At 54.1% G+C, this 16,796-nt stretch carries 25 protein-coding genes; 14 read left to right on the forward strand and 11 right to left on the reverse strand.

Annotated features, from left to right (window positions below; all coding sequences use genetic code 11):
* The first annotated feature begins 696 nt into the window (after positions 1–696).
* From JK231_RS25560 to JK231_RS21745, 3 genes are all read left to right on the forward strand, one after another.
* Positions 697–1,260, forward strand: coding sequence for a hypothetical protein (locus tag JK231_RS25560; RefSeq protein ID WP_349291528.1), 564 nt, complete (start codon positions 697–699; stop codon positions 1,258–1,260).
* Positions 1,261–1,430: 170 nt separating this feature from the next.
* Positions 1,431–2,255 carry a ParA family protein gene (locus tag JK231_RS21740; RefSeq protein WP_249221782.1) on the forward strand — a complete coding sequence of 275 codons (825 nt, stop codon included), beginning with the start codon at positions 1,431–1,433 and terminating at the stop codon, positions 2,253–2,255.
* Positions 2,255–2,551 (forward strand): hypothetical protein, encoded by a 297-nt coding sequence (locus tag JK231_RS21745; protein WP_211729480.1) that lies wholly within the window; start codon positions 2,255–2,257, stop codon positions 2,549–2,551. The genes JK231_RS21740 and JK231_RS21745 overlap by 1 nt, the downstream gene beginning before the upstream one ends.
* A 114-nt stretch (positions 2,552–2,665) precedes the next feature.
* Here the strand turns inward: JK231_RS21745 and JK231_RS21750 are convergent, their stop codons facing one another.
* Positions 2,666–3,328, reverse strand: coding sequence for a hypothetical protein (locus tag JK231_RS21750; RefSeq protein WP_211729481.1), 663 nt, complete (start codon positions 3,326–3,328; stop codon positions 2,666–2,668).
* Positions 3,329–3,835: 507 nt separating this feature from the next.
* Between JK231_RS21750 and JK231_RS21755 the strand changes: the two genes are divergently transcribed.
* The 4 genes from JK231_RS21755 (at position 3,836) to JK231_RS21770 (ending at position 6,185) form a co-directional block, all read left to right on the forward strand.
* Entirely contained in the window at positions 3,836–4,117 is a 282-nt protein-coding gene (locus JK231_RS21755; protein WP_211729482.1) for a hypothetical protein, read from the forward strand.
* 164 nt (positions 4,118–4,281) lie between these two features.
* The gene (locus tag JK231_RS21760; RefSeq protein WP_211729483.1) at positions 4,282–4,998 is read left to right on the forward strand and encodes a tyrosine-type recombinase/integrase; all 717 of its coding nucleotides are present in this window, start codon (positions 4,282–4,284) and stop codon (positions 4,996–4,998) included.
* Positions 4,999–5,205: 207 nt separating this feature from the next.
* A complete protein-coding gene (locus JK231_RS21765; protein WP_211729484.1) occupies positions 5,206–5,529 on the forward strand; it encodes a hypothetical protein in 324 nt (107 codons plus the stop codon).
* A 161-nt stretch (positions 5,530–5,690) separates the two neighbouring features.
* Positions 5,691–6,185: a hypothetical protein gene (locus JK231_RS21770; protein WP_211729485.1), complete on the forward strand. Its 495-nt coding sequence runs from the start codon at positions 5,691–5,693 to the stop codon at positions 6,183–6,185.
* Positions 6,186–6,281: 96 nt separating this feature from the next.
* Here the strand turns inward: JK231_RS21770 and JK231_RS21775 are convergent, their stop codons facing one another.
* From JK231_RS21775 to umuD, 3 genes are all read right to left on the reverse strand, one after another.
* Positions 6,282–7,049, reverse strand: a complete 768-nt coding sequence (locus JK231_RS21775) for a hypothetical protein (RefSeq protein WP_211729486.1) — start codon at positions 7,047–7,049, stop codon at positions 6,282–6,284.
* Positions 7,050–7,122: 73 nt separating this feature from the next.
* Positions 7,123–8,397, reverse strand: coding sequence for a translesion error-prone DNA polymerase V subunit UmuC (umuC, locus tag JK231_RS21780; protein ID WP_211729507.1), 1,275 nt, complete (start codon positions 8,395–8,397; stop codon positions 7,123–7,125).
* Positions 8,398–8,405: 8 nt separating this feature from the next.
* Entirely contained in the window at positions 8,406–8,825 is a 420-nt protein-coding gene (umuD, locus tag JK231_RS21785) for a translesion error-prone DNA polymerase V autoproteolytic subunit (RefSeq protein WP_167144175.1), read from the reverse strand.
* 486 nt (positions 8,826–9,311) lie between these two features.
* Between umuD and JK231_RS21790 the strand changes: the two genes are divergently transcribed.
* Positions 9,312–9,572, forward strand: coding sequence for an XRE family transcriptional regulator (locus JK231_RS21790; RefSeq protein WP_211729487.1), 261 nt, complete (start codon positions 9,312–9,314; stop codon positions 9,570–9,572).
* 337 nt (positions 9,573–9,909) lie between these two features.
* On the opposite strand, the gene JK231_RS21795 is transcribed toward JK231_RS21790, so the two are convergent.
* On the reverse strand, positions 9,910–10,167 hold the full coding sequence (locus JK231_RS21795) for an XRE family transcriptional regulator (RefSeq protein WP_211729488.1): 258 nt from the start codon (positions 10,165–10,167) through the stop codon (positions 9,910–9,912).
* A gap of 346 nt (positions 10,168–10,513) precedes the next feature.
* Here JK231_RS21795 and JK231_RS21800 point away from each other — a divergent pair, with 346 nt between their 5' ends.
* Together JK231_RS21800 and JK231_RS21805 are read left to right on the forward strand one after the other, a co-directional pair.
* Entirely contained in the window at positions 10,514–10,786 is a 273-nt protein-coding gene (locus JK231_RS21800; protein ID WP_211729489.1) for an XRE family transcriptional regulator, read from the forward strand.
* A 138-nt stretch (positions 10,787–10,924) separates the two neighbouring features.
* A complete protein-coding gene (locus tag JK231_RS21805; protein WP_211729490.1) occupies positions 10,925–11,188 on the forward strand; it encodes a hypothetical protein in 264 nt (87 codons plus the stop codon).
* Positions 11,189–11,772: 584 nt separating this feature from the next.
* Here the strand turns inward: JK231_RS21805 and JK231_RS21810 are convergent.
* The 3 genes from JK231_RS21810 to JK231_RS21820 all read right to left on the reverse strand — a co-directional run bounded on the left by JK231_RS21810 (position 11,773) and on the right by JK231_RS21820 (position 13,617).
* The gene (locus JK231_RS21810; protein WP_211729491.1) at positions 11,773–12,270 is read right to left on the reverse strand and encodes a DinB family protein; all 498 of its coding nucleotides are present in this window, start codon (positions 12,268–12,270) and stop codon (positions 11,773–11,775) included.
* A 162-nt stretch (positions 12,271–12,432) separates the two neighbouring features.
* Complete coding sequence (locus JK231_RS21815) at positions 12,433–12,660, reverse strand: hypothetical protein (RefSeq protein ID WP_249221783.1); 228 nt, start codon at positions 12,658–12,660, stop codon at positions 12,433–12,435.
* A 204-nt stretch (positions 12,661–12,864) separates the two neighbouring features.
* A complete protein-coding gene (locus JK231_RS21820) occupies positions 12,865–13,617 on the reverse strand; it encodes a MerR family transcriptional regulator (RefSeq protein WP_211729492.1) in 753 nt (250 codons plus the stop codon).
* 268 nt (positions 13,618–13,885) lie between these two features.
* On the opposite strand from JK231_RS21820, the gene JK231_RS21825 reads away from it, so the two are divergent.
* From JK231_RS21825 to JK231_RS21830, 4 genes are all read left to right on the forward strand, one after another.
* Positions 13,886–14,122: a hypothetical protein gene (locus JK231_RS21825; protein ID WP_211729493.1), complete on the forward strand. Its 237-nt coding sequence runs from the start codon at positions 13,886–13,888 to the stop codon at positions 14,120–14,122.
* A 102-nt stretch (positions 14,123–14,224) separates the two neighbouring features.
* Positions 14,225–14,347 carry a hypothetical protein gene (locus JK231_RS25690; RefSeq protein WP_254919502.1) on the forward strand — a complete coding sequence of 41 codons (123 nt, stop codon included), beginning with the start codon at positions 14,225–14,227 and terminating at the stop codon, positions 14,345–14,347.
* 1 nt (position 14,348) lies between these two features.
* A complete protein-coding gene (locus tag JK231_RS25695; RefSeq protein ID WP_283094328.1) occupies positions 14,349–14,480 on the forward strand; it encodes a hypothetical protein in 132 nt (43 codons plus the stop codon).
* Between the two features lie 116 nt (positions 14,481–14,596).
* Complete coding sequence (locus JK231_RS21830; RefSeq protein ID WP_249221784.1) at positions 14,597–14,767, forward strand: hypothetical protein; 171 nt, start codon at positions 14,597–14,599, stop codon at positions 14,765–14,767.
* 21 nt (positions 14,768–14,788) lie between these two features.
* Here the strand turns inward: JK231_RS21830 and JK231_RS21835 are convergent, their stop codons facing one another.
* From JK231_RS21835 to JK231_RS21845, 3 genes are all read right to left on the reverse strand, one after another.
* Entirely contained in the window at positions 14,789–15,052 is a 264-nt protein-coding gene (locus JK231_RS21835; protein ID WP_211729494.1) for a biofilm development regulator YmgB/AriR family protein, read from the reverse strand.
* 231 nt (positions 15,053–15,283) lie between these two features.
* Positions 15,284–15,589, reverse strand: a complete 306-nt coding sequence (locus tag JK231_RS21840) for a hypothetical protein (protein ID WP_249221791.1) — start codon at positions 15,587–15,589, stop codon at positions 15,284–15,286.
* A 718-nt stretch (positions 15,590–16,307) separates the two neighbouring features.
* On the reverse strand, positions 16,308–16,499 hold the full coding sequence (locus JK231_RS21845; protein WP_211729496.1) for a hypothetical protein: 192 nt from the start codon (positions 16,497–16,499) through the stop codon (positions 16,308–16,310).
* Positions 16,500–16,796 lie beyond the last annotated feature (297 nt).

A 16,796-nucleotide genomic window follows, 5' to 3' on the forward strand; every position in this document is an offset into this window, starting at 1 on the left:
TTTGGTTACCTTTCCAGCTGTAATAATAATTAAAGACATTGTTTATTCGGTTAGTTCCAAATAAGTCAGGGTGCGGGATTTCTGCATCAATACCAAAGAAACAGCTCAATGCGTGTTTTTTTGATTTTTGCAGTTTTCCTGCATTATTCACTGCAACCGGCTTACATAACTTATGTACTTTTCCTGGGATCCGGAAAGTCCCACTTCCGGAAAAGGGTGGAACCGGATCTTTACCGGCAGGCGGCTATTTTTCGCCCGAAATACTACATATAGTGGCTTAATCAGCTGCCCGGGGCACAACATGCGGGAGGCATCAGGGACGTACCGGCAGGAAACCTGCGGCTGACCCGCCGCAGCGGGCGCGCCACGCTTCCGGGAAAGTACGGTATGCGGAAGAAAGCGGATCACTGCGACACGACGTTCAGGTAGTTTAACTTTGTGGTTATATGCCCGCTCACTGTTATCCATAAAATGATAAGGTCAGGTTTTTTTTATTCCGACCAGAACCTAAGTTAGCGCCTTAAGTGCGCAGAAAAGCCCCTACCACTTCATGCCGGTGATAACAGCGCCTTTGCTTCTGGCAATCTCTGACACATAAGCCAGCCTGGTCCCTAAACTTATCAATATTCCGGAGAGTGTTGGTATATTAGGTTGCATTTAATAGTTTTTTTTTAAATCTGCGATAAAGGAATTACGGTGAATTTGAATACGAACGATTACGAGCGCGAGTTTAATAATGCAATTGAGAGAACGGATTCGTGGGGAATGTGTGCGCCTTATTTCCGAACGCATCCTCGCAGAGTCACTGAAGAGAATGGTAACGAAATAAGCCAGTATATTCAGTCCGCTCTCGGAAGATTCTCTGCAGAACAGATCTCACGTCAGTGCATTGCTGTGGCCTTTTTTATGAAGGAAGAACTCGAATCTCTTCTGAATACCTCACTGATGTATACGCTGGGGTACGTTGAATTTAACAAGCGCAATGTTTTTTACACCCCCGAGGCTGAACTCAAGGCTATGTTGTCCAATACCCTGACGCAGGGGGCCGTCAATCTCCATGCCTGGTTAACCACTCCTTCTTATGAAATCATCGATCCGACTTTCTGGACGACATACGGCGTCGTCAATAATGATCCAGAATGTATCGGTTCAGTTATGATGCAGCATTACTCCCTCTTTAATCAGCACCTTATTCATCACCCGCAAATCGTTGGGGAGGAGTATCTTTATGGTATCGGAGGAATTATTGAACTGGACTAATGACCGTATGGGTAACCGGTACTGGTTGATAAGAGGCGATAAAAGATAGGTAGGGCTGTGTATTCCACGTGTAATACATTTGTATTCATTTATGGCTTGACGCTCCCGTGATAAAGAGTGTAACTTAACTACAAATGTAATACTTTTGACTTACACACACGGAGCTAGATATGGCTGAAAATCAGGATAAGCAGGGCGCGTTTGTTATCGCCGCAATGAGCAACAAAGGCGGTCCCGGTAAGACATCTTCCACTACTAACACGGCGGTGGCGCTTGCTCTGATGGGGAAGCGCGTGCTGGTTGTGGACGGAGACCAGCAGGCGAATGCGACTGAGGTGCTGGCGAACGGGAAGAAAGAGTATGCACTGTACGGGAATACGGTCTGTGACCTGTACAATAACCAGAAGTTTGACGTGCGTGAGGCTATCATACCGGCAAAAAACGGCGACCAGGACATTCCTAACCTCTTCCTGATCCCGTCAGACCCGTCGTTCGAACGCGTCATGGAAAACTGCATGGCGCGGCCGCATCGTGAAAAAATCCTGATGCGCCACCTCAAACCCGTGATGGCCGAGTTCGACTTCATTTTTGTCGACTGCTCTCCGGCGCTCAACCTGTCCGCCTCAAATGCCGCGTTCATGGCGGATCACGTGCTCATACCGATTGACGGTGGCTCATTCTCCGTCACGGGCGCGCAGACGGTGCTGAATTATCTGGATGAGATTAAGGAAGAAGAGTTCACTCATTACAGCCTGTTCAGAAACGAGTACAACAGCACCAAAAAGGTCATGAATAACTTCCTGCAAAGCGAGCTCGAAAGAATTGATCGCTTCCGGAACCACGTGCTGAAAACACGCATCCGTACCGATGAAAAGGTCGCGCAGGCTCAGGTCATATTCAAACCGGTGTATTTCTATGACCGTAACGCGCTCGTTATCAATGATTACAAATCAATGGCTAAAGAGATGATGTCTCTGAAAGAAGGAACACAGTAATGGCCGGAAAAATTCTACAGCGCCCGCAGGTTGAGAAACCGGCGGTTGTGAAAGCAGATCAGGACACGCGTCTCAGCAACGTGCGGGTCAAACGCAACAGAACAACCAGCGAAGCGCCAAAGACAGTGCGCCTGACGGCGGAAGAAAAAATGCTGTGTTCAAAACTGACTGAAGCGGTACAGGATCTGGCACCCAGCAAAACCATCACGGATTCAACCATCCTCCGCGCCGCGTTACACCTTGCTAATCAGATGGGGCCTGAGAAGCTGGTCAAGATGGTAAAAGAGTATCTGTGAGGGCTTCTGGCCGGAAGCGCATATGAAAAGGCTCCGGCCAGGTACAAGCTGAATGACTAATTACCGGAAAGGTTAACGACATCGTGAATTTAGGGCCTGTTAAAACCTGTACATTTACTTACCTGACAGTGTCATTCCTGTCATGTTTTGTGCGTTGAAATAGGTGATTTCACGTGCCCTCTTTCCGTCTTTTATTTCCTGCATAAACACATTTTCGCCGTACACCTTCAGCAGGGCATATTGCTTCCCATTCAGGGTGTACGTATCAAACGATGCATCCGCTGCAAATGAGTTCCCGTAAATAACGAACGTAGTGCTAACCAGAACAACCGCGATTGAATAGCGGATCAAGGTGGCATAATGCCTGCTCATTTTCGATTCAGGCTCGTCAGATTTTTCAGGCGGGGTAATTTGATAGAAATAGAGTCCGCCAAGAAAAAGACTCAGCCCGGCATTCCCCCATGTATGCTCCATAAAATAAAACAGCACGGCAGCGTATGCCAGCCAGCAGTAAAAGGGAGACAAAGCATGAAACCCTTTAAATTGCTTTCTTTCTCCGGTGATCATGATTGTCAGAGTAATGGCGGCCACAGGAAAGATAAAAATCAGACAATACATCACGTCGTTAGCAATAGTCGGTATTGATATTTCGATATAATCCAGCGGAATATTGAGTCGTGTGCAGTAACCACGCTCAAAGAAATAGACCGAGGTATAAAGCAGCATGGTGCCGGCCGCTACGGCCAGCCCTTCCTTTCTGAGCAGTTTTTGCAGCATGTAAATAACCATCCTTTTGGCGGAACAACGCGGTTGCGTTTTACTGTACCAGCTCAGTCTTAGGTCATCATCTTTCAACATTAGCTGAATATGTGACAGGGTCACGCAAAAAGTCATTACTTTTTGTAGCGTGTAACAAAACAGGCATACGGTTACCCTCCCTTCCCTGCCCCGCCTTTCCGGCTCCAGCCCTTACCCAGCAAGGCCTGCGAGGCTCTTCTGCGAATTTATCCCGTCCGATCGGTGCCGGGTCCGCGTTTTTCCTGCGTAACAGATACCGGAATATTCAGGGTTTTGTTACCCTGCCCTTTTCACATCCGCGATTTATTCCGGTGGCGCACCCGCAGGCCAGGGGGCAGAATAGGCGTCAGAAGGCAGATCGACGGATTTTGAAATCTGACGGGGTTTTCCCCTGCCAGATGAAAAGAATTCGCCCAGCGCGCCGCTGTATTACTCATGTAATACATTTAAGAGCGGCACCGACCGTCTCTGATGAGGAAGGTAACCATGACGATTGCGGTGAATGACATACCGGCCTTAACGCCGGGCGGGCTCACGCTCACGCCGGCAGAGAGACTGACGCTCGGGCAGAACGGCGTGCTGACAGTCGCGCAGCGGGACGGGAGCACGCTGGTGATCTGGCTGGACGGCGGCGGCAGGCTGTACGAACAGTATTACCCTGCCGCGGCAGCGGCGGCACTTGACCGGTGGCGCGATGAGTATCCTGAGGACGTCAGCCGCTTTCAGGCAGGTGACAAACCGGAGCGAGACGACGGATTCAAGCCCTGAACAACGAGGCTTTCGTGGCTGTTGTGAATGACAACTGTATTACATTTGTCATTCATATTCGGGGCGCCGCTTTAATGAATAGATTACGATAACACTACCTTTGAGTTTCATATGTATGTCACAGGTAATACAGGAGTAATACAAATGACTGTCAGGAGTAGTTCATGCTGATGTCCGCGTCAGGTTCCACCGGCGTGGCTGCGCAGAGCTGGGAAACGGCGCTGGCCCTGCGCGGCATGGCGCTGCTGCAGCCCGACCTGCCGAAGTACCTGCTGGCGCCTGAGGTGGCCGTGCTGCTCAGCTGCTTTGACGATGAACGCCAGCGCATGCTGTTTGCGTTTCTGTGGAACACAGGCGCGCGCATTACCGAGGCGCTGATGGTCACGCCGGAAGATCTGGAGCTGGACGGTCCGCGCCCGTTCGTCCGCCTGCGGACGCTCAAGCAGCGCAGCCGGGGCAGGGGGCGCCCGGCAAGGGACGAGAAGGTCGCACGCGTGGTGCCGCTGCTCGATGGCGCATTCGTCCGGGAGCTGCGCCGCTACCTCGCCACGTTCCGGACAGGCCGGCGCACGCCGCTGTTTGCGGTGACGCGCAAAACGGCCTGGACCTGGCTGCAGCAGGCGCTTGACCGGGCTGACGCGGCCGGTATCGGGTTTGCGGTTGAGCCCGTTTCTCCCCGCACGCTCAGGCACAGCTTTGCAATGCACCTGTTCCTGAACCACGTGCCGCCCAAGGTGGTACAGACCTACATGGGCCACGAGCGCTATGAGAGCACCGAGCAGTATCTGAAAGTGTTTGCTCTGGACGTGGCCCCGCAGCTCGGGATCCACTTCAGCCTTGACGCCGAGTCGTTCCGGCTGATGCTGCAGAAAAAAAACTGAATGTCTGGCATGCGGGTGTATCACACGCCTGTTATGCGCAACCCCTACTGGGTTATTTTAACTATATGTTTTATCGCTGGATTTAATTTTGCGGTTTCTCTTTTCAGATGCTAAATTTACGTCAACCCCATTTTTACTGATGATCACCCGCTTCGATCCTGCATCTGGCGGCGAAAACGCATCATTTTCTGAATAAGGTACGGTGAGATGATTACCCATTCACCCTTTACGGTTGAAAGCCAGACTGACTTAGTTGGTCACTTTGCCGTGGCCGGTATTAAGGGTAACTTTGAGGTCCGTAAACTTCGTTCCCGTCGCGAACGTCCGCGTATTATGGTCTTCCGTCAGGACTGGCAGCGTGCAAAACCCGGCGATGCGGTCCCACCCGTTGCAGTCATTCAGATTGAGAAAAACGGCGTCAACAAGCTGACTGTGCAGACGGGTGAATGGTCAGATCTCAGAGACTGTCAGTTTAACTTCACTGAGCAGGCGCTAGAGATTTTCAGAACCAGCGTCCGTCACGCTAATTAATCTCGTCCGTGTCCCCTCATCTCATTGACGATCATCATAAACTGCTGCAGGCCCCCCCTGCGCCATCCGATGCCGCCTTTCGCCACCTGACTGCTCTCCCTTCCGTAACCGACTCAGATGGTGACATCTATTCTGTCGAACTGGTCGACGACGGCGGAGCAATGGCCGATGTTTATGTTCGTTCATGCACCACCGGCGACATGGCTGCGAATCTTCTGCTAACTTTCGACCTGCGCTTTCCCGCAGATTATCCCGGACGGGTGCCTCAGGTTAAGTCTGTGTTTGTGGATGAAGATTACCGGCTGCAGAAAATCAGCTTGGCAGTTTATAAACGTCTGACTGAACACTATGGTGTTCTGGCGAGCGATACCGATCAGACTCTGGGGGGGATGCTTTTATGGGCAATGGGGCTTGCCAGAGACGCCACACTGCTCATCACCGTTATGTCCGTGACGGGGAATACAGCTACCCCTCGTAAGCTTAACGGCGTTACGCAGTGCTATCAGGGCAATCACAATGACCTGCTTGCGGCGGGTTCAGGCATATGGGATACCACTCCCGGGCATCTTCTCAACGTGGATCTTACCCGGCTGGGATTCAGGCCGGCCGGACGTCTCGCTGAAGAACTTATTTTGTCAGCCCGGAAGCAAAACTGAACCTGATGCTGAATATATTTGTAGTTCAAATGAACTACCTGAAAGCTAATTTATAATTACAAGTGTAATTCATTTGTATTACATTTTATCGTTTAACTACCTGATTATTTTGTCCAGTGTCCATTCGTAAACTGACTTCGTGTATTTGTAAATCTCATCGATAGCCTCCAGCGCTTCCTGTTGAGTAATGTTGCGTTCAAGCCCCTCGTCAGTTTTTCCATTGCGATGAACGATATCGTGACGCATGTTCACAACACGAATCATGTTCCCCGTCATCTGGCGAACTTCATCCGAAGCTTTATCATTGAGCACCGCTTCATAAAGAGACTTCACAACCGGAACATTATGAAAGAGTTTTTCTTTAAGACACTTCAGGATTTCTGCAATGATATGTTCACGTATATCAATCGTCAGGAGGGATGACAGAGGCACGGTGAGCGCACTCAGACCTTTCAGATGCGTGAGCGATTGCGTCATGTGATACTCAGAAGATATAGCCACTGCCATCAGCAGGTCCTGAAGGAAGACCTCCATTAATGTCACAGCATAGGATATTCTCATTTTCTGCATCATCGGGTTATCTTCGTTCCCATGCCAGTGTCTGAGAGACATCAGCTGCGGTAAGAAAATGGCGTAGATTTCGTTAAACTCGCGCAGCGCAAGTCGTTTTATTTCCTCGGGATCGTACCAGTCATACTCTTCCTGTTTGGTTTTAATCAGCATTGCCAGGTCATAGTCATCCATTGCTTCCTTCCATTCTGCGGTATCCATGTCTTCTTCGGTCAGACCATGATTTTCCTCTATCCAGTCGCGGGCTGATTGTCCCATTTCCCATTCAAGCAGTTCATTTTTAACCAATCCCACTAACGCCACCTCAGAAGTAATTAAAGTTTATATATTTATTATGTATTACATAAGTCGTACATTTTTGCCATCATCACCTTACGTGAGCTACCGGAATATCTTTCCATCTGGTCGTCCATGCCGGACTGAGCATCTCCCGCTTCATCTTCCATTCAGTGCTGACGCCCTGACCCGCAAACCACAGGTTACCGAGTCCGGACTGGTTGATGCCGTCCAGCACCTTCATCAGCTGCGCACTGTTCGGACGCGGTCCGTCCTCATCAAACAGGCTCAGCTGGCTGACTCCGTTCGGAGTGAAGTCATCGAGCATGATGCCGGCTTTCATGTAGCGCCTTCCCTCCAGCCAGATACGGTCCAGGCTGCGCATGGCCACTTCAATAACGTCACGGGTGTCCTGAGTGGGCACTTTCAGGTTCTCACCGGCGCTGTTGCCATAAAACACCTCGCCGGGGGCGTGAGGCGACGTGCGGATAAAGATGCCCACACGGCGGCAGAACTGGCGTTCACCGCGCAGCTTTTCAGACGCGCGCGTCGCGTACTGGCAGAGCGCCTGCTGCATGGCCACTTTTGACGTGATGCGCTCGCCAAACGATCGCGAGCAGACGATCTGCTGTTTCGCCGGCGCAAACTCTTCCAGCGGAATGCAGGACTCGCCGTTCAGCTCCCGCACCGTGCGCTCCAGCACCACGCTGAAGTTTTTCCGGATGAGGGCAGGGTGAGCGCGCGACAGCTGCAGGGCATTTTCAATGCCCATGATATTCAGCTTCTTTGCGATGCGCCTGCCGACGCCCCAGATTTCCTCCACCGGCTGATTCTGCAGGAGCGTGGCGGTACGCTTCGGGTTGCCTGGCGTCAGGGCCAGCACGCCCTTAAACTGCTTCCACTCTTTGCTGGCCCACTGCGCGCTTTTGGCCAGCGTTTTGGTCGGACCCATGCCCACGCCGACTGTCAGTCCGGTTGTGGCCAGCACATGCGCGCGCAGGCGCCGCCCGAAGTGCTCAAAGTCTTCGCAGCCATCAATGCCAGTTATATCGAGGAACATCTCGTCTATCGAATACTGCTCGACCTTTGGCGTCAGCTCCTCGAGGGCCGTCATGACCCTCTGCGACATAGAATGGTATAAGGCGTAATTTGAGCTAAATACATGTATTTTCTCAGAATAACCTTCATTTTTTATCTGAAACCACGGCGCGCCCATTTTAATGCCCAGCAGCTTTGCGCCCGCTGAGCGGGCAATCACGCAGCCGTCGTTGTTGCTGAGCACCACCACCGGCTTACCGCGCAGGTCCGGGCGAAACAGCGCCTCGCAGCTGGCGTAAAACGAGTTGACGTCGGCCAGTCCGAACATGGGCATGGTTACCTCCGGCGCGCGCGCGTGCTATTGAAGAACCAGGTGACCACGCCGAGCAGCTGCAGCTCCTCCGGGTAAATGGTGGAGTAGGCCGGATTCATGGGTAGCAGGGCGAGGCGGGGGTGCAGCTGCAGGCGTTTGACCGTGAATTCCCCGTTAACCTCGGCAATCACGACATCGCCGTGCGATGCTTCCTCAGCCCGGTCAACCACCATGACGTCGCCGTCATACAGCCCCAGTCCTTCCATGCTGCTGCCGCTGGCGCGCACAAAGAAGGTTGAGGCGCGCCGGCGGATGCAGAGTTCATTCAGGTCAAGTTCAGACTCGACGTAGTCCTGTGCCGGAGAGGGAAAACCGGCGGCGCAGGGATCCGCAAACAGCGGCACCCGTACGCGCGGTGTGAAGATGGGGGGCCAGAGCAGCATCAGGCCGGAGCTGTACACGGCGGGTTTCACGGCTGTGACCCTTTACTGATGGCGGCCTGCAGCACTGAACTCAACATGATATGACACATAATTCCTCCTCTTAATAACACTGTTTATATGTACAGTATTATTGAGGTCAGTTTCTGTGACAAGTCAGTCTTTGTAATGAACCGGACCTGTTCCACTCAGGATACTGAGAGATAATGAATTATTTTCGTTATCCTGACAGTGTTAAGCGCAGCGCTGGAATATAATGCAGAAGCAACAGGTGTCAGGATGACGCCGCACTGGTATCAGATGGCCCGGATTAATTCCGGGCCTTTCTGTTTCTGCTGTCTGACAGCAGTACTTAACATTCTGTTAATACCCTCATTATCACCTGTGTGAATATTGCAGGGGATCTCTCATAAACGGTGGTACAGATCTTGTGCAGCTGCCATTGTCCTCTTATGCTCGGGCTATCATCTTCACGGACCCCGGGGCATTATGGATGGCCGCACCTCGCCCGGCCGATTTCTGGCCTACCTGCTCGCCGAACATGACCTGACAGTAAAATCATTTTGCCTGAAATCCGGTCTGGCACAGCGGGATGTCTGGTCACTGCTGTGCGATCGTAAGCCGGTGACGCCGGCTATCGCAGAGAAACTCGGGCGCGTATTTTACTCGCCCGGATTCTGGAGCATCAGGCAGGCCATGTGGCAGCTGTGGCGGGAGGGTGTTCCGTTGCCCGGAGACCGCGATACCTGAACGCGGTGAGTGTGATAAATTTTCCAGTGCCGGTACGGAATTTCTCACCCCGATTTCACCAGGGCGTTTAATAAACTGTAACCGTACCGGCACCTCGCCCTGTTAAATCAGACGCTTCCTGGCAAATAAAAACGCGTCGGGCGCTATGCTTATCGCGTGTGTTATTCCTCGAGCCAACACCAGTGTGACGTATTGCAATAGCTGACATGCTCTCAGGATCCAACATCGCCGGCCTCAGACCGGAAGTGCTCACTCCTGTTGCTCCCGGGCCACTCGCCCGGGATTTTTTTATCCGCTGTTTCCTGTTCTTCATCCGCGGCCAGTTCACGCCGCCCGGTCAGACTTCCTTACTGACGCTTTCCGTCATCTCGCCGAGGAGCTGCAGCAGACGTTCTGCGCTCAGCTGCTGAGATCTGAGTGCAGGCATCATCCCGGTAAGTGAAAGCGTCACCGTTGCTAGGGCCACCGAACGTTTAATCTCTTCTGCATTTTCATAGCTTTTGTACGTACGCAGGCTTACACCGAGCTCTGCCGCCGCCCGTTCGCGGCTCCAGAGCATGCTCCTGCGCCACAGCCTCAGATGCCATCCTGTCATGTGCTCTCCTTTTAAAATTCTGAAAAAGTGCAATTTCTGCACTTTTTCAATATTTATTGATTATAGTAATTCACTGTTCCGATTACAGCCTGCCAATTAAGGGTAACAATCATGCGCGCAATATGTGCGCATCGTAGCGTAAGTGTTTTTTGGGGGCATCGGTGACGTGACGCTTCCTCGCCACGGCTGTTCGTTCCCCGCGCTGCTGCGGTACGCCTCAGCCGTGACTGCGGCGAGCGTTGGGATCTGGCAGTTAACGGCAGGTATTTTTTTCCTCACCCGTTGTGCAGACCGGACGGAGCGCACTAATCTGGACGAAACTTTTCATAATCTCCCGGGGTAATCTATGGACGGCCATACCTCTCCTGCACGCTTTCTCGCTTATCTGCTGACTGAGCATGATATCTCCGTGACACAGCTGTGTGACCGCAGCGGGCTGGACAGCGATATCGCCTGGGCTTTTCTGGCGGGGCGCCTGCCGGTGACGCAGACGCTGGCGGAGCAGCTGGGCATCGTGTTTCATTCATCCGGGTTCTGGCTCACCCGTCAGGCCATCTGGTCGCGGGCCGAATCAGACGCTGTCGCCCCGGGCGGTGATGACAGGGCGCCGCTGTGCTAAATTAAACGGCATGCCACCGACCCTGCCTTCTGCGCTTGCATTTGACGCCTGCTGTCCGGCCAACCCTGCCGGAGGGCAGAGATGAATTCTGGCAATTTCACATTATCCAGCAGGGAATAAAGTCAGCGGGCGCATGAGATGCGCGACCTTGTCATTCGCTATGCCGACGCGCACGGCGTGGTAAGGAATGCGCCCATCCGCATCTGGCAGGCAGGTAACGAGATTTACCACGATATCCTGACGGCATGTCTGAACGCCCGGCTGGCGCTGTCCCGGACAATCGTCGATGAAAAAAGTCAGGCTTATCTGCAGCTGGCCATCAGCACGTCGGAATTCAGCAGGGAAAGGCTGTACAAAAAAATCCCCCCGCGGCGGGCGCCGCAGGGGAAAAGGAGTTATTAAGGTAAGCCGGCTTCTCGTTCCGGCTTAATGAGCTTAGCAGCATACGGGAATTTGACCCGGCAGAATCATCCGGGCGACCAGATTCTGTCAGGATTTTTCCGGATGACGCTGATGTTCCCCGGACAGGATGACAGCGGATCCCTGAGTCCAGCCAGCCCGCCAGTAAACCATCACGTCCGGCGTCTGTTTTTCGCGGCGATACATTTCCCGGCTATGTGGAGCCCCCGCGCTCAGCGAGTTTTAACAGACGGGCTCTGTCCTGCTGGCGCCGCGCCCGCCATCCTGGACTGGCGTCCTGAATGTCTGCCGTTCTGAACTCCCAGAGTGCGCATGTCAGCATGGCCACCTGCTTCAGGCGCGCCTTTTCTGGCGGAGTTGAGGCAGCCGGATCTCCCCGCAGAGTGGTCAGCAGCGCGACAGCGCCGGTGGTGTCGCGTTCGTAATCAGCAAACATATTGCGGCCGGATGGCGCGGATAAGGGATGTGCCCCGGACATATGCAGTCTCCTTTAATCAGTAACCGGTACCGATCATAACAGAGCGCACTGCAGCATTTACACCCGCGTCGTCCGGAGTCTGGCCGGCTCAGCGGATATCCCGGAGGCTTTCACGCAGAAAGCCGGACACCACGTCCTGCGGTGCGGCTCCTCCGCAGGCGTTGATCAGCCAGCTTACCGCGCCGCGATGCCGGGTGCCGTGCAGGATGACCTGCTCAACCAGCGCGAGCGTGGAGGCCTGCATCATTTTCCCGTCGGTCCGGCGGTATGTCATCACGCGGTCCCACGCCTCGGGCGGCAGGGCCGAAGCGTGCTCAACGTACCAGTTGCTGCAGGCATGCATCGAGAGCATCAGCGCGGCGGCGTCCGGAACCCTGCCGGCATGCACGCCGGAATAAGGCGGCTCTGCGCCGGTCAGATTGGCGCGCACGATCATGTCAGTCACGTGAACGTGATGCATCAGACGTAGCATTTTCCTGCGCTCCGCGGCGTAGCATCGCGCGTCCGTGGCGGCGATGGCGCAGAGCATCCCGGCATCTATCCAGCGCTTGTACTTCAGTAACGTCAGGGCGGTCACTCTGTGCACGATCTTCTCCGGGATGCCGTTCCATCCGGAGCGATGCAGCTCTCGAACAGGACGTCACGTTAAGTCAAATGAACTCAGGCCGTGATTAACGGTCTGATATATATGCAGATACTCTTCTGTAGCGAATTTCCCCGCCGCGGCGGGATTTTTTTTACCCGCCACTTACTCGCTGACCAGGCGGGTAAAGTCCTGACCGCACTCTTCCACAATGATGTTGATGTGGCAGAACACTTCCGTCTCTGACTGCCTTTCATAGCGGAACAGGCGTCTGACAACCCGCCCGCGGAAGGACGTCAGCGTGTCGTCGTGCGTGGGATTGCCGTTAATCTCCACAAAGTCGCCCTCTGCCGGCAGAAACATCACCGGCGTTTCTTCTGCCGAACTGCGCATGACGTTGCCGGCCTGTAATCACCGGGTAACTTGTACTGATAATCCACGTGGTACGTAATCTGCATGATGCTTATCTCCCTCAGATTGACCGTCCGCCGCTGGCGCTGTCACGGATTGTCTGCCAGGCTTAAAATCCGGTGTGCTTCCACCGGGCCATGCTCAGCACAGAATACAAACAGACCCGCCTCTGGCGGGTCTGTTCATTTAAGGCACGTACCGGGCCGGCGCTGCGGACCTCAGCCCGGTATCGGGGCCGGTCAGCATCACGGATTCTCCCGCCCCGGCGCGCAGACGGTATCGCCGCATATCCGACGGGCTGATGCCGTTGCCGCACCACATCAGATGATGCTCATGGCGCCGGTGTGCCGTGCGCTGGCCTGCTGCTGCCACCTCGACGCGGAATCCCTGACCGGTCAGCCGTATGGCTTCCATCCAGATTTCAGTCTCATCGCTCACGCTGACGGCCTCAAGAAACAGAGGCGCACAGCGGCGTCCGCCGGCCGCCTGGGACATGAGGCGCCATTGCTCAAGCACCGAACGGTGGAAGCGGGCCAGCCGGCCGCCCGCATCGGAGCTGAGATCGCTGCGCAGCCACAGATTCAGCGGCCGCAGGTAGCGGTTGATGAAGTCCTCAGTGCAGTAGTCGGTGGCCATTTTCCGCATTTCAGTCTGCACGTCTTCGTCCGGACTGCGGTGCAGAAGCAGCAGCATCTCCTCTTCGCGGAAAGCCCAGCCGCCCGACAGGGTAAGCGCGGGCCACTGCATAACCGCGTAGACGTCGCAGAGCCGGTGACCTTCAGCCGTCAGGTCGCGCACCCGCAGCACCTCAGAGAGCTGCGCGTCGGTGTAGCCCGGGCGGCCCGGCGTGGCGACCAGACCGGCACGACGCCAGCGACGCAGGGTTTCAGGCAGTATGCCGGCAAAGCCGCACACGGTATCGGTTGAATGGTAAGGCATCTGTTCTGTCCTGAAGGGAGGCGTGTCCTGCAGAAGGCGCAGGCGTATAAAGAGCGGAAGAGAGTGAAACGTGAACAGTGACCATCATACGGGAAAAACTGAGGTTTGGAAATGAACGATCCCAAAATGGTCACGAGTTGACCACACAGATTCTGCCCCTTACTGCCTTCCCCTCATCCAGCGTGCAGCTTAAATCGCAACAGAAATTAATTCCTCCGTTATATATCCGGGCATACAGTGATTCTTTAAGCATGGAAGGAGGTCGCTTATGTGGCAGTTTTACTATCTGCTCGGGATGGATAAGCAGGTCCAGCTGCACGTGAAGGGGTGCGTCTGCCTGGAGGACCATCCGGAGCGTCAGTTTCTGGGCTCGGCTTTGAGCTACCGGCACGCGTATCAGATTGCGTCACAGCAGCTGAAGATACGGGCCAGCATCTGCAGGCTGTGCGTGGACGACAGCATGACTGAAGCGCGGGACGCCTCGCTTTCACCGCCCGCGCAATGAGCGGTTTTTACGCTTAAGTCACAGACCGGATATTTGTTCACCTTCCGGTACCGTCACGCGGCTAAACTTAACGTTACCCGATACCGGGTGACGGAGGTAACCATGGCTGACCGTAATGATAAAAATGTGAAGGATGGCAAAGACGCCGACCACAGCAAGCTGCCCGCGGGCAACAAAAAAGACACCAGGGACAGCGATACCATGAAGCAGAAGGGTGGAAAATAGCATGTCTGACCAGCCGATGCCTGACGATGCGACCCCGCTGCCGGACCACGAGCCGGCGCCCGGTCATGAAGACGAGGTGCCGGGCGGCGACAGAGACATTCCGCCCGACCGGGGCGCCACCCCGCAGATTTAACCGCCTCCGGGCGGTTTTTTTAGTGCTCATATCTGCGCGCCGCTTATCACGATACACTGTGTATATCCCCAATAAGCGGAGCGCATCTGAAAACCGAAAATGAAATACAGGAACTGATGCATGAAGCCATCGGGCTGGCCATCAGGCAGGTACTGCACAGGGGCGGGACAGTCAGCCCGCACGAACTTATCGGTGCGCTGTGGCGCCTGAAGGAGTCCGGTACCGATATGGCCATGCGCGAGGCCTGCAGCCGGGCCATCCGGATTTTTGCCGCCAAACTTAACTGAATTAGCCCTGTCGCGCAGGCGTTATAAGGCCTGCCCGCCGGCGTCGTCCGGCGTGTGGCTGACGATAAGCTCCAGCACGCTGCGCAGCACCGCCTGTCTCTGCGCGTCACGCTCCTGCTCAAGGTCGCGAATGACGTGGAAGATGAGCGTTTTATTGGTCAGCTGTCCGCCTGAGGCCAGAATCGACTGTATTGCCTCTTCAAGCTCCTGACTTTCAGCCGCCAGCGCGTCGCCGCTGTTCTGCAGGCGGGCGCGGATTGTGGTCACTGAGTTGGTATTTTTCATGCTGTGAAGGTCCCTGCCGGAGCATCCTGAGCGGATGACGGCGGTAAAAGTGGTGTTGCGGATTGTTATTGTGTGGCCGGCAGCGCTGCATCTGCAGAACGTACCCGATGACAGAGAAATTATAGGTTAAAAGGCGCTGGGGTGCGCTTCGTTAATCATGGCGCGCGCAGGCAGTCATCTTACGAAGTCAGGTGAAGGCGGACGCTATGCGCCCGCTCCTTAGAGTTGTGGTTATCTCATTTCATCTTCATCATCAGCCTGCAGGCGAATGGTGGCCTCTTCGCCGGCACTGCGGCTGTCTGCATCAGAGAGCATCCACTCTTTATCCGCACTCCCGCGCGCACCGACGGTCCGGAAGTCGCGCAGCCAGCTGATGGCATCGCTGATGCGCCGGCTGCGGCTGCTGGTTTTCTCCGCTTTAAGCATAATGTTCAGCTCAGTCAGGAGAGCATCAACGGATATTTCCTCTTCACGCACGGCAAGATTGACTGCTGCTTCACCAATAACTGCGTGACCGGTCATGTCTTCGCTGTACATCACGTTTACACCTCGCTTAAAAATAATGAGAATAAATTAACCACGCCATTATTATAGCAAATGGCGGGTAGGGATTTAAATAAGGTGCATAGTCAGTGGCTATGAATTAATAAGGATAAATAAATTGAATCTTTTCCTTTTATTATAACTATTTGATATTTTCCTGATATATTGATGTTGTGAATTCTATCCTGAGAAAATATCTCTCACTCTGGCCTGCACCCGGGTCAGAACAAGTAACTCGTACTGTCAGAAGCACGGTGCATGTAATGCGCGTCCGATTCCGGAAGGGCGCACCCGCAGGCAGACTGCTTAATCCTGTTCAGGTGCAGCAAAGCCATGGCATGTCCGGAATGGTTTTTCTCCACAGCGAGTTTTCAGCAAATAATATCAACATGCACTCCATACCTTCGTTTCTTTTCTGCAGAGGCTGGATAAGGACCGAAGCGTAAAAATACAGCCACTTTAACAGTGGCGCTGTGCTTAAATATAAATCTGCCTGTTCTCAGTGGTACAGGTCGTCACTGACACCCTGTATATCCGATGCCGGCAGTCTCCCGACATTCAGTTAACCGGCAGAGGTGAGTCGCAGTAGTTTATATCCACCTGCCGATGTATAAGATTATTTAAGCCCCGGGACGGGGCCATGCTGATATGGCTCTGTGCATAGAGTTGCCTGAGCCAGTCATCCGCCTTACTTTAACCATAAATATCTGACTTACTCAGGTTGCTCCTGAATCTCGATACGGATAATCGTTAAAGGCTCACCGCGGCTTCCCGTGGCGCAGTGCCGTTCTGCCGCGCGGATAAACGGGCTGCGGACTTCCAGCATGTCCGCAATTTCACGGAGCTTTTCTGCCAGGCAGGAAGGGGTAACGGGAAGATAGGTCGGGGGCAGGGCTCTGGCCATGAGTAGTGACTCGCAGTTGTCTGTTATGTACATCATATCTTCGGCTGCCGGCCGATTTTCATGAGCGCAGTCATATTCGTACTTTTTAAAACAGCAGGTAAGCGCACATAAAATGCATGCAACCACCCTCCGCCCGTCGGGCAGCGCCGTGACTTCACCTTAGCCGGGCCGCTTCGTCCGCAAGGCAGGCTTCGCCTCATGACTCACCCGTTCCCCGCCTTTCGCGGGACATTCAGTCCGCTCAGGCGGCGCGTGCGGCTTCGTCCTTCGACCCTGCGTCCTGCGCCATAGCCCGGC

The organism is Pantoea sp. JGM49 (assembly GCF_018257655.1).
In the GTDB taxonomy this organism is placed as follows: Bacteria; Pseudomonadota; Gammaproteobacteria; order Enterobacterales; family Enterobacteriaceae; genus Pantoea; species Pantoea communis.